Raw genomic sequence first — 12,013 nt, 5'->3', positions numbered from 1 at the left:
TGCGGGGCCGCACTGAACGACTGCGCCCACTCCGCGACCCGCCGGGCGCTCTCCTCGTCGGTGAGGTCCTCGACGCGGGTCATGATCGACCAGCGGACCCCGAACGGGTCGCGGATGCTGGCGAAGCGGTCGCCGGACACGAAGTGCGAGGGCGCCTCGCGCACGGTGGCCCCTGCCGCCTCGGCTCTGGCCACCACGTCGTCCACGTCAGCCACGTACAGGCCCATCGAGTAGCAGTCGTCGTCGCCGTCCGGCGCGGGGACCAGGTGATACTCGGGACTGGGTTCGCCGAGCTGCAGCCGGCCCAGACCGAAGTCGAGGTCGGCATGCGCCACGACGCCGCCGAACTCGGTCACGTCGACCACACGGGCGCCGAAGACGTCGCGGTAGAACGCGATGGCCTCGGCGGCGCCGCGGATGGCGAGGAAGGGCGTGAGGGAGGTCGCGGAGTGCGGGCGGCCGGCGGTCGTGTGCGCACCGGTCACGCCCGTGGTGGGTGTCTGATTCGTCATGCCGCCACGGTAGGACGGCGCTGTCCGCGACGGCTTGAAGATGCGCGACAGGTCCTGCGGGCGACGAGCGTCGGCGGTGCGCTCTACGCTGAGCCGCATGGTGAATCCGACCAGGGGCGTGCTCTACCCGGCGCGGCTGCCGCAGTTCCACCGGCTGCCTCCCGCGCCTGCGACCGCGGAGCTCGCGGCGTGGTTCTGGATCCCGGAGTGGGATGTCGAACCGGGGCGCTCGTCCCGGCAGGACATCGTCTCCTATCCGGCGCTGAACCTGGTGGTCGAGCAGGACGGGGTGGTGCTCGCGGGGGCCACGACCACCGCCTCGCATCGCGACCTCCGCGGGCGCGGGTGGGCCGTGGGGGCCCTGCTGCGTCCGGCGGCGGTCGCGGCTCTCGTCGAGGATCCGGCGGCTCTGGTGGACCGCTCGCGGCCGTTCGACGCGCCCGAGCTGTGCACGGCGGTCGCGGCGGCGATGGCCGGCGGCGACGGCCACAGGGAGCGCGCCGTCGCGGCGTTCTCGGCATGGCTGGTGCGCCGCGTCGGCCCGGTGCGGGCGGCGGGGCGCCACGCCAACGCCCTCGTCGACGTGCTGCTCGGCGAGGGAGCCGCCGACACCCCCGAGGAGGCGGCGACCCGTCTGGCGGTCTCGGTGCGCACGCTGCAGCGGCTGACCCACCGGCATGTGGGGCTCTCGCCCGCGGCCATGATCCGGCGACGTCGACTGCAGGAGGCCGCGCAGCGGATCCGCGAGCAGCCGGAGGCCGATCTGGCGTCGGTCGCGGCCGAGCTGGGCTACGCCGACCACGCGCACCTCACGAGGGACTTCCGTGCCGTGCTCGGGGTCGCGCCGAGGTCCTATCGCGCGGAGGCCGGCGGCTGAGGGGGAGCGGCCCTCCGTGCGAGGCGCAGGCGCACCACGCGGTAGGCCACTCCGGCGAGCACGACGGCGGTCCCGACCAGGGACGCCAGCACGGGCAGGGTGTTCACGAGCACGAGGCAGCCGAGGGCTCCGAGCACCTGCAGCGCGCGGGGGTAGCGTCGTGCCTCGGGGCCTTGGCGGAACGCGGCGGCGTTGGCGATGAGGTAGTACAGCAGCACCCCGAACGACGAGAAGCCGATGGCCTCGCGCAGGTCCGCGACCAGCACGATGCCGATCACGAGCAGTCCGATGACGATCTCGGCGCGCTGCGGCACCTGATGCCGCCGGTCGATGTGCGCGAGGAACCGCGGCAGATCGTCCTCTCGCGCCATGGCGAGGGTGGTGCGGCCGATGCCCGTGAGCAGGGCGAGGAGTGCGCCGAGCGAGGCGGCCGCGGCGGCGATGCGCACAAGCGGAGCGAGGGCCGACCAGCCCGCGCTGCTCAGCACGTCGGCGAGCGGTGCGGTGGCATCGCTCGCGTCGGCCCCGAGCACGAGGACCACGGTGATGCCGACCAGGGCGTAGACGATCACCGCACCGCCGAGCGCGAGCACGATGGCGCGGGGGATGGTCCGCGCCGGGGCCACCACCTCTTCGCCCATCGTGGCGATGCGCGCGTAGCCGGCGAAGGCGAAGAACAGCAGGCCGGCACCCTGGAGCACGCCGTACGCGGTGGCGTCGGGCAGGGGAGCAGGGGTCGCGGTCGGGAGGGCGCCGACTCCCGCGGCCACCACGACCGCGAGACCGAGCAGCGAGCACACCACGAGGACGCGGGTGAGCAGTGCCGTGCGCGTCACGCCCAGGCAGTTGACGACGACCAGCGCCGCGACCGCGAGCACCGCGACCGGGACCTGCCATGCGGCCGGGGCGGCGTAGGCCGCGAAGGTCATGGCCATGGCGGCGCAGCTCGCGATCTTGCCGATCACGAAGCACCAGCCGGCGACGAATCCCCACCACGGCCCGATCTCGGCGCGAGCGTAGGCGTAGGTGCCGCCGGCCACGGGGTGCACGGCCGCGAGCTGGGCGGAAGAGGTCGCGTTGCAGTATGCGACGACGGCGGCGATCGCGAGGGCGATCAGGATCCCGCTGCCGGCGACCCCGATGGCGGGAGCCCACACGGCGAAGACACCGGCGCCGATCATGGAGCCCAGGCCGATGGCGACGGCGTCGGCGAGGGTCAGGCGGCGGGCGAGGGGCATCCGGTCATGCTCGCACGTCCGGGTGAACAGCGGGTGACGTCAGGCGCGAGCCACGGTGACGCGCTTCTTCTCGCGGACGTACACCTCGCGGCGCACGCGCGCGACGACATCGCCGTCCCGGTCGGTGATGACGGTCTCGAACCACTCGAGCACCTTGGCGCCGCCGTGCGCACGCTGCCGCAGGTCCTCGACGACGGATCGCGGCACGTGGAACTCGGCCGTGAGCACTCCGCGCCCCGGCTTCACGAACTCGATCTCGCCGCGGGTGTCCCACACCACGTAGTCGCGTCCGAGCTGGTGCATCACGAGCATGAAGAAGTACGGGTCGGTCATGGCCGACATGGATCCGCCGAACGCCGTCTTGACGTAGTTGCGGGTGAGCACGTTCACGTGCAGCTCGACGGTCGCCGAGGTCCAGTCGTCGCTGAAGCGGCGCACGCGGATGCCGCTGCACAGGTTCGGGATCCACAGGCTCATACCGAGGGCGAGGCGGCGGGGGGTGATGCGCATGACCCCAGTGTGGAGGAGAAGACGTGGGCGGCGAAGACGGCTGGAGGGTTGTCACAGTTGTTCTAGTTCACCTAGAATAACTAGAGAAGAACGGAGGGCGCGTGCTGATCAGAGTCGACATCGACAGCCCCCAGCCGCTGTACGACCAGGTGGCGGCGTCCATCCGGGCCGACATCCTCGCCGGGGCCCTGGTGCCGGGCGACCGGCTCCCGTCGGCGCGCGATGTCGCCGGCGCCCTCGACATCAACCAGCACACGGTGCTCCACGCCTATCAGCGGCTGCGCGACGAGGGGCTCGTCGACCTCCGTCGTGGCCGGGGAGCGGTCATCGCCGCATCCGCCGCACCGCTCGTCGAGCTCGCGCACCAGATCGACGGCCTCGTGCGGCGCGCTGCCACGCTGGGCGTCTCGGCCGAGACGGTCGCCGGCATCGTCCGCACGCACCGCGCCGACGCCGTGCTCCCGCCCACTCCCGCAGACCACGAGGAGGCTTCCGCATGACCACCCACGACCTGACCCGCACGCCGCCCGCACTGCTCCGTCGCGCGCGCACGGCGTTCCTGCTGGTGGCCGCCGTCATCCCCGTGGTCGTGGTGGGCATCGCGGCTTCCGTGCTGCTGTCCTGGCTGCCGTCGCTCCCCGCGGAAGTCGCCACGCACTGGGGTGTCGGCGGCGCCGATCGCTTCGGCCCTCCGGTCACCTACGCCTGGATCCTGCTCGGCGTGGGGCTCGGCATCCCGCTCGTCATGGTCGCCGCGACTCTCGTGGCGGTGGGCGCCCACTGGGGCGGTGCCGCCCGGTTGATGGGGGCGCTCGCCGCCGGGATGTCGGTCTTCGCCGCCGTTCTCTGCCTCGGTTCGCTCGCGCTGCAACGCGATGCCGATGCCCCTGGCGAGGTCGCAGGCATCGGCGGGGTCATGGCGCTGGCGTTCTCCGCTCTCCTGGTGCTGGGCGGTCTCGCCTGGATCGTCCAGCCGCGCGTGCGGCCCGAACGCGGGCGCACGCTCGAACCACGGCACGCGGTACGTGTCGCAGAGGGGGAGCGCGTGGTGTGGGTCGGAACCACGACGATGCCCCGCGGTGCGCTGGTGTTCCTGTTCCTCGTACTGGCCGGACTCGTGGTGCTGGCCGTCGTGATGCTCGTCGCCGGGATCGAGGGCGCGTGGATCGCCGCGCTCGTGGCCGTGGTCGTGGCGCTGGCACTCGCCGCGACGGCCTCCTTCCGGGTGCGCGTCACTCCCGAGGGCATCGACGCCAGGTCGCTCGTCGGCTGGCCGCGCACGCGCATCCCGCTCGCCGACATCGCTGCCGCCAGGGCCGTGAGCATCTCCCCGTTCGGGGAGTTCGGCGGGTGGGGGTGGCGCATCGGTCCCGACGGTCGCAGCGGGATCGTGATGCGTCAGGGGCCGGCCATCGAGGTGCAGCGCCGCGACCGCGGCGCCTTCATCGTCACGATCGACGGCGCCGAGGATGCCGCGGCCCTGCTGCAGGCCTACCTCGACCGCTCGCACGCCGGCGCTCCCGGAGACGCCGATGACTCAGGAAGGGAAGCCCGATGACCGTGCCCGACAACAGGCCCGCCGCGGAGAACAGGCCCGCCCCGGAGAACAGGCCCGCCCCGGAGAACGCGCCCGCCCCGGACAACGCGCCCGCCCCGGACAACGCGCCCGTGTCGGAGGACGCACCGCCGCCTTCCGGTGCCGCGACGCCGACGCCCGGTCCCGCGGTCGGAACGCGCGCCGCGCAGGGACGCTCGTTGCCTGCGGGCGTCTCCGCGATGCCGCGTGTCCCGTGGACGGCAGTCCTGGCCTTCACTGTCCTCGCCTGCGGCCTGGCCTGGCTGGTGTGCCTCCCGCTCTGGCTCGGCCGGGGTCTCGCGGAGCCCGCGGCGACCGCGCTGCTGCCGCTCATGATGGTCACCCCGGCGCTCGCCGCCGTCATCGTGGTGTTCGGGATGCGGTCGCCGCGCTTCGACCGCGCGCGGTTCCTCGGCCTGTGGCCGCTGCGTCCGGCGCGACGCGTCGTGTGGCTCCTGATCGCCGCGTGGCTGGTGCCCCCGCTGCTGGTCGGGGCGAGTGTCCTCGTGGCGGCGGCCCTCGGCTGGGTGCAGCTGGATCCCTCGTTCTCCGCGTTCGCGGGGCAGCTCGAACGGACGCTGCCTCCTGGCACACCCCTTCCTCCGATCGGTCTCGTCGTGTTCTCCCAGCTCGCGGCGATCCCGCTCGGCGCGCTCCTCAACAGCGTCCTGGCGTTCGGAGAGGAGCTCGGGTGGCGCGGCTGGCTGCTGCCGGCGCTGCGGCCGCTCGGCACCTGGCCGGCGCTGCTGCTCAGCGGCGTGATCTGGGGCCTCTGGCACAGCCCGGTGATCCTGCTGGGCTACAACTTCGGCCGCACCGACCTCACGGGCGTGCTGTTCATGATCGGCGGATGCGTGGCCTGGGGCGTGCTGTTCGGCTGGCTGCGGCTGCGCTCGGGGTCCGTGTGGCCCGCGGTCGTGGCACACGGCGCGCTGAATGCGGCGGGCGGCACGGTGCTGCTCTTCGCGGCGACCGTGCCCGATCTCGCGCTCGCGGGGCCGCTGGGAGTCGCGGGGTGGATCGTCGCCGCAGCGGTCGCGCTCGTGCTCCTGCTGACCGGCCAGTTCCGGGTGCAGCCGCCGCTCGCCGGGCCTCGTCCGCAGGGCCCGCCGCGGACCCTTGACGCACCGCCGACCCCCGCGGTTGGCTGAGGGCATGGACTCCACCCCCGCCGCCTGGGCCCGCGCCGACGCCTTCCTCGCCGACACCCTGCTCGGCCCGGACCCCGCTCTGGAGGCAGCGCTCGAGGCGCAGCGTGCCGCGGGGATGCCGGAGATCGAGGTGGCGCCGGTGGCGGGCAAGCTGCTGAACCTGCTGGTGAGGATGAGCGGGGCCCGCCGTGTGCTCGAGATCGGCACGCTCGGCGGCTACTCCACGATCTGGATGGCCCGGGCTGTCGGCGCGAAGGGACGTGTCGTGACGGTCGAGGCCGAGGCCGACAACGCGGCCGTGGCGAGGGCCAGCATCGACGCGGCCGGGGTCGGCGAGCGCGTCGACATCCGGATCGGGCGCGGCGCCGATGTGCTGCCCACGCTCGTCGGCGGCTTCGACCTGGTGTTCATCGACGCCGACAAGGAGTCGAACACGGTGTACCTCGACTGGGCGGCCCGGCTCGGACACCCCGGTACCGTGATCGTGCTCGACAACATCGGCCGCGACGGCGAGATCGTGCGCGAGGACTCCACCGATCCGAAGGTGAACGGCACGCGCGCGGGTCTGCGGATGCTGGGGGAGGATCCCCGGTTCGATGCCACGGCTCTGCAGACGGTCGGGCTCAAGGGGTGGGACGGCGTCGCGCTCGCCCTCGTCGTGTGACGGCCGCGGCGGAGTGCGCCTGCGTCCGCGTCGTCTCCTCGGGGCGGTCCGGCGCCGGGGATAGACTGAGCGCGGATCGACGACGCTCCACACAACCTTTTCCCTGAGCAAGGAGCACATCAGTGGCACTGATCGAGGCTGTAGGCGCACGCGAGATTCTCGACTCGCGCGGAAACCCGACCGTCGAGGTGGAGGTGCTCCTCGACGACGGCATCGTGCAGCGTGCGGCGGTGCCGTCCGGCGCGTCGACCGGCGCCTTCGAGGCGTACGAGCTCCGCGACGGGGACAAGGCCCGCTACGGCGGCAAGGGCGTGCTCAAGGCCGTCGAGGCCGTGATCGACGAGCTCGGCCCGGCGATCGAGGGTGTGGAGGCGAGCGAGCAGCGCATCGTCGACGAGATCCTCATCGAGGTCGACGGCACCGACAACAAGAAGCGCGTCGGCGCGAACGCGATCCTCGGCGTGAGCCTCGCGGTCGCGAAGGCCGCCGCCGACTCGTCCGACCTGCCGCTGTTCCGCTACCTCGGCGGCCCGAACGCGCACGTCCTGCCCGTCCCGCTGTTCAACGTCATCAACGGCGGCGAGCACGCCGACAACGGCATCGACATGCAGGAGTTCTTCCTCGCGCCGATCGGCGCCGAGACGTACTCCGAGTCGCTGCGGTGGGGTGTCGAGACGTACCACGTGCTCCGCAGCGAGCTGAAGGCCGCCGGCTACGCCACGGGCCTCGGCGACGAGGGCGGCTTCGCACCTGATCTGCCCAGTAACCGCGAGGGCCTCGACTTCCTGGTGAAGGCGATCGAGAAGGCCGGCTTCACCCCCGGCACCGACATCGCCCTGGGCCTCGACGTCGCCGCGACCGAGTTCTTCAAGGACGGCGTCTACCGTCTCGACAACAAGGACTGGGACGCCGAGGCGCTCACCGAGTACTACGTCGGTCTGGTCAACGACTTCCCGATCGTCACGATCGAGGACGCCCTGGCCGAGGACGACTGGGACAACTGGAAGCACCTGACCGAGGCGCTCGGCTCCAAGGTGCAGCTCGTGGGCGACGACCTGTTCGTCACGAACCCGCAGCGCCTGGCCGACGGCATCTCCCGCGGTGTCGCGAACTCGCTGCTGGTGAAGGTGAACCAGATCGGCACGCTGACCGAGACGTTCGACGCGGTCAGCCTCGCGCAGCGCTCCGGCTACACCGCGATGCTGTCGCACCGCTCGGGCGAGACCGAGGACACCACGATCGCCGACCTCGTGGTCGCCACGAACGCCGGCCAGATCAAGGCGGGTGCCCCGGCGCGCAGCGAGCGGGTCGCGAAGTACAACCAGCTGCTGCGCATCGAGGAGGAGCTCGGCGACGCCGCGGTCTTCGCCGGCCGTTCCGCGTTCCCGCGCTATCAGGCCTGAGGACAGCGCAGACACACCCCGCCGCCCTCGCGGTGGCATGACGGAGCCGCCCGCACGGCGGCATGACGGAGCCGCCCGCACGGCGGCATGACGGAGGAGGAGCCGTGGCACGACGACCGGCTCCTCCTTCGCCGTCCTCCGGGCGTCCCGCATCCCCTCCGCCCGCGAGAGCCGGACGATCGGCGCCGCGCCGGACCGCTGCGGCGCCGCGCCGGACCGCTGCGGCGCCGCGCCGAAACGCTGCGGAGCCCCGCGTCGACGTGCGCGAGTGGGCGTCGGGCATCCGCCTGTCCGCGTTCTCGGTCATCATGCTGTCCCTGGTCGTTCTCGGCGCCTGGGTGCTGGTGCCCACCCTCGGCACGTTCATCGATCAGCGGCAGAAGATCGCGGCGTTGGAGGCCTCTGTACAGGTGAGCGAGGCGGAGATCGCGGCGCTGACCGCGGAGCGCGAGCGCTGGGACGACCCCGCCTACATCACGACTCAGGCGCGCGAGCGCCTGTACTACGTCAAGCCCGGCGAAGTCGTCTACCTGATCGACAACGACCTCGACCCGGCGGCTCTCCCGCGCGAGCAGGAGCCGGTCAGCGACACGCTCGAGGAGCGGCCGGCCGACTGGATGCCGCAGCTGCTGCGCACGCTCGTCTCCGCGGGCTTGAGCGACACGGTGGCGGTCACCCGCTGAGGGCGGGCTCGGAGCATCCTCTCGGCAGGCTCCCCTACGCTGGTGGGGTGACGACACCCCCCTTTGCCGCGCCCACTCCCGCCGAGCTCGCTGTCGTGTCCGCGCAGCTCGGGCGACCCGCCCGGGGCGTGGTGGGCATCGCGGCGCGGTGCCGCTGCGGCAATCCGACCGTGGTCGCCACGACGCCGCGGCTCCCGGACGGCACGCCGTTCCCCACGTTCTACTACCTGACCCACCCTGCGGCGACCGCGGCCATGTCGACCCTGGAGGCCACGCAGGTGATGCCGGAGCTGGCGGCGCTGCTGGAGGACGAGACGGTGGCCGAGGGCTATCGCCGCGCGCATGAGGCGTACCTCGCCGACCGGTCGCAGTTCGGCGAGGTGCCGGAGATCGATGGCATCTCCGCGGGCGGCATGCCCACGCGGGTCAAGTGCCTGCACGCGCTGGCCGGCCACTCGCTGGCCGCCGGTCCCGGCGTGAACCCGATCGGAGACGCGGCGCTGGAGCGCTCGTCCTGGTCGCCCGACGTCTGCCGGTGCGAGGACCCGGGTGCGGCCGTGCGCGAGGCGGCGCGCTCGGCATGACCGCTCGGCGGACGCTGCGCAGCGCCGTCGCCGCTGCGGCGGTGGCGGCGTCCGTGCTGCTGCTCGCGACCGGCGCCGCGGCGGCCACCCCGCCGCCCATCCCGGACGATCCGACCGACCCGGTCCGCGCCGCGGAGTACTGGCTCGACGGCGCGCGCATCCGGGAGGCCTGGCAGACCACGCGGGGCGACGGCGTGACGATCGCGGTGATCGACACCGGCATCGGCAAGGTGCCGCAGACCTTCGGCGACGCGGTCGTCGGCGGCACCGACGTGTCCGGGACGGGCACGCCGGACGGACGCACGCCGCTGGGAGCGATCGACGGCAATCACGGCTCCTGGGTGGCGTCGCTGGCGGCCGGCCGTGGCGCGCCGGACGGCACCGGGATGATCGGCGTCGCTCCCGAGGCCGACCTGCTGTCGGTGTCCGTGGGCTTCGGCGCGGCCGCGGCGGTGCCGTTCACGGAGCAGGTGGCGAAGGGGATCCGCTGGGCGGTGGACAACGGTGCCGACATCATCAACCTCTCCTTCACGACGAACACGCTCGACTGGGACGAGAGCTGGGACGACGCCTTCCTGTACGCCTTCGAGCACGATGTCGTGATCGTCGTCGCAGCAGGCAACCGGGGGAGCGGCACGAACATCATCGGCGCGCCGGCGACGATCCCGGGGGTGCTGACGGTCGGCGGCGTGGATCAGACCGGCACCGCGAGCATCGAGGCGTCGACGCAGGGCATCACGATCGGCATCTCCGCCCCGAGCGAGGGGCTGCTGGGCGTCTCCGCCGACGGCGAGGTCGTGTCGTGGAGCGGGACCAGCGGCGCCGCCCCGATCGTCGCCGGGATCGCCGCGCTGATCCGGTCGGCGCATCCGGGCATCTCGGCCAACGACGTGATCAACCGCATCATCAAGACCGCGATGCCGGTCCCCGATGCTCAGCAGCCCCGGGATCCGCTGTACGGCTTCGGGCTGGTGGACGCCGCTGCCGCGGTGTCGGCGGACATCCCGTCCGTGGACAAGAACCCGATGGGCGATCTCGCCGAATGGATCCGCCTGTTCCGCCGCGCCGAGAGCGAGCCGTTGCCCGAGCCGACGATCGGTCCGGTCGAGGTGCCGCCGCTTCCGGACGCCGATGCGCCGACGGAGGCCGGTTCTCCGCTGCTTCCCAGCGCCGATTCACTGCGCTACGGTACCCTCCCGCTCATCGCACTCACGGTGCCTGGTATCCTTGTAGCGCTTGGCGTCACCGCTGCTGCCCGGCGCATCCGATCGGCGCGCGTTCCCGTACGCCAAAAACCCGACTCCGAGGAGTAGTTCTTCTGTGCCTCAGAACAGCACTGTGCCCAAGATTCTGATCGTCGGTGGAGGCTACGCGGGTTTCTACACCGCGTGGAAGCTCGAGAAGCACCTGCGCAAGGGCGAGGCCGACGTGACCATGGTCGACCCGCTGCCGTACATGACGTACCAGCCGTTCCTGCCCGAGGTCGCCGCCGGCTCCATCGAGGCGCGCCACTCGGTCGTCGCTCACCGCCGTCACCTGAAGCGCACGAACGTCCTCACCGCCAAGGTGACGAACATCAACCACGCGCAGAAGGTCGCGACGATCACGCCGCCCGTCGGTGAGCCGTACGAGTTCGCGTACGACCAGATCGTGGTGACGGCCGGCGCCGTCTCCCGCACGTTCCCGATCCCCGGCATCGCCGACAACGCGATCGGCCTGAAGACCATCGAGGAAGCCGTCGCGATCCGCGACAAGGTCATGTCGAACTTCGACAAGGCGGCGTCCCTTCCGGCCGGGCCTGAGCGCGACCGTCTGCTCACGGTCGTCGTCGTCGGCGGCGGCTTCGCCGGCATCGAGGTGTTCGCCGAGCTCCGCTCGCTCGCCTCCTCGCTGGTGAGCAAGTACCCGCAGCTGAGCTTCGAGGACACGCACTTCCACCTGATCGAGGCGATGGGGCGCATCATGCCCGAGGTGTCGCTGAAGACGAGCGAGTGGGTGCTCAAGGATCTCGCCAAGCGCGGCGCCAACGTGCACCTGGACACCCAGGTCACCGGTGCCATCGACGGCAACGTCGAGCTCTCCACGGGCGAGGTCATCCCCACCGATGTGATCGTGTGGACCGCCGGCGTCATGGCGAACCCGACGGTGGTCCGCGGTGGCGACCTCCCGGTCGAGGAGCGCGGTCGCATCCAGACCCGTGCCGACCTGCGCGTCGGGACCCCCGAGGCCTTCGTCGAGGGCGCCTGGGCCGCCGGAGACGTCTCGGCCGTCCCCGATCTGTCCGGCGGCGGTGTCGGTGGCTTCTGCGTGCCCAACGCGCAGCACGCTGTGCGCCAGGCCAAGCTTCTCGCGAAGAACCTCGTCGCCGTGCTCCGCGGCGAGGCTCCCAAGGAGTACTTCCACAAGAACCTCGGCGCGGTTGCGGGCCTCGGCCTCTACAACGGCGTGTTCCAGTCCGGCAAGATCGCGCTCAAGGGCTTCATCGCCTGGGTCGCGCACCGCGGCTACCATGGCCTCGCGATGCCCACGTGGGAGCGCAAGTGGCGCGTGCTGTGGGGCTGGTGGAACAACCTGTGGCTGGGCCGCGACCTGGTGAACCTCGAGACCGTGCAGAACCCGCGCTACGTGTTCGAGGAGTTCGCCGCCCGCCCGCGTCCGGCCGCTCCCGCGGATGCGGCTCCCGCGGCCGCGCCCGCCGCGACGGAGAAGCCGACTGCGGGCAAGCCGACGGCGGAGAAGCCCGCCGCGGAGAAGCCCGCCGATGTCAAGCCTGCGACCACGAAGCCGGCGGCCAAGAAGGCCCCGGCGAAGTCCG

At 72.3% G+C, this 12,013-nt stretch carries 13 protein-coding genes; 10 read left to right on the top strand and 3 right to left on the bottom strand.

What is annotated here, in order from left to right; genetic code table 11:
- A partial coding sequence (locus M3C17_RS17925) for a glyoxalase/bleomycin resistance/extradiol dioxygenase family protein (protein WP_259979395.1) occupies positions 1 to 512 on the bottom strand: 512 nt, incomplete at its 3' end.
- Positions 513 to 609: 97 nt separating this feature from the next.
- On the opposite strand from M3C17_RS17925, the gene M3C17_RS17920 reads away from it, so the two are divergent.
- On the top strand, positions 610 to 1,389 hold the full coding sequence (locus M3C17_RS17920; protein ID WP_259979393.1) for a helix-turn-helix domain-containing protein: 780 nt from the start codon (positions 610 to 612) through the stop codon (positions 1,387 to 1,389).
- Here M3C17_RS17920 and M3C17_RS17915 read toward each other — a convergent pair.
- Complete coding sequence (locus tag M3C17_RS17915; protein WP_259979391.1) at positions 1,365 to 2,627, bottom strand: APC family permease; 1,263 nt, start codon at positions 2,625 to 2,627, stop codon at positions 1,365 to 1,367. The two genes, M3C17_RS17920 and M3C17_RS17915, sit on opposite strands and share 25 nt — an antisense overlap.
- A gap of 39 nt (positions 2,628 to 2,666) precedes the next feature.
- Positions 2,667 to 3,137: a PaaI family thioesterase gene (locus M3C17_RS17910; RefSeq protein ID WP_259979389.1), complete on the bottom strand. Its 471-nt coding sequence runs from the start codon at positions 3,135 to 3,137 to the stop codon at positions 2,667 to 2,669.
- Between the two features lie 101 nt (positions 3,138 to 3,238).
- Between M3C17_RS17910 and M3C17_RS17905 the strand changes: the two genes are divergently transcribed.
- The 9 genes from M3C17_RS17905 to M3C17_RS17865 all read left to right on the top strand — a co-directional run.
- A complete protein-coding gene (locus M3C17_RS17905) occupies positions 3,239 to 3,637 on the top strand; it encodes a GntR family transcriptional regulator (RefSeq protein ID WP_259979387.1) in 399 nt (132 codons plus the stop codon).
- Positions 3,634 to 4,695: a DUF1648 domain-containing protein gene (locus M3C17_RS17900; RefSeq protein WP_259979378.1), complete on the top strand. Its 1,062-nt coding sequence runs from the start codon at positions 3,634 to 3,636 to the stop codon at positions 4,693 to 4,695. Before M3C17_RS17905 ends, M3C17_RS17900 begins: the two co-directional genes overlap by 4 nt.
- Positions 4,692 to 5,864, top strand: coding sequence for a CPBP family intramembrane glutamic endopeptidase (locus tag M3C17_RS17895; protein WP_259979376.1), 1,173 nt, complete (start codon positions 4,692 to 4,694; stop codon positions 5,862 to 5,864). Before M3C17_RS17900 ends, M3C17_RS17895 begins: the two co-directional genes overlap by 4 nt.
- A gap of 4 nt (positions 5,865 to 5,868) precedes the next feature.
- On the top strand, positions 5,869 to 6,528 hold the full coding sequence (locus M3C17_RS17890; RefSeq protein WP_259979375.1) for an O-methyltransferase: 660 nt from the start codon (positions 5,869 to 5,871) through the stop codon (positions 6,526 to 6,528).
- Between the two features lie 122 nt (positions 6,529 to 6,650).
- Positions 6,651 to 7,931, top strand: coding sequence for a phosphopyruvate hydratase (eno, locus tag M3C17_RS17885; protein WP_259979374.1), 1,281 nt, complete (start codon positions 6,651 to 6,653; stop codon positions 7,929 to 7,931).
- A 260-nt stretch (positions 7,932 to 8,191) separates the two neighbouring features.
- Entirely contained in the window at positions 8,192 to 8,614 is a 423-nt protein-coding gene (locus M3C17_RS17880; RefSeq protein ID WP_259979365.1) for a septum formation initiator family protein, read from the top strand.
- Between the two features lie 47 nt (positions 8,615 to 8,661).
- On the top strand, positions 8,662 to 9,198 hold the full coding sequence (locus M3C17_RS17875) for a DUF501 domain-containing protein (RefSeq protein ID WP_259979363.1): 537 nt from the start codon (positions 8,662 to 8,664) through the stop codon (positions 9,196 to 9,198).
- Positions 9,195 to 10,511 (top strand): S8 family serine peptidase, encoded by a 1,317-nt coding sequence (locus M3C17_RS17870; protein WP_259979362.1) that lies wholly within the window; start codon positions 9,195 to 9,197, stop codon positions 10,509 to 10,511. The genes M3C17_RS17875 and M3C17_RS17870 overlap by 4 nt, the downstream gene beginning before the upstream one ends.
- Positions 10,512 to 10,536: 25 nt before the next feature.
- Positions 10,537 to 12,013: NAD(P)/FAD-dependent oxidoreductase (locus M3C17_RS17865; protein WP_259979358.1), on the top strand; the 1,477-nt coding region annotated here is incomplete at its 3' end.

It is taken from the genome of Microbacterium sp. p3-SID336 (assembly GCF_025143365.1).
GTDB lineage: Bacteria > Actinomycetota > Actinomycetes > Actinomycetales > Microbacteriaceae > Microbacterium.
The sequence above is the reverse complement of the archived record's forward strand: the minus strand, read 5'-3'. Positions and strand labels throughout refer to the sequence as shown.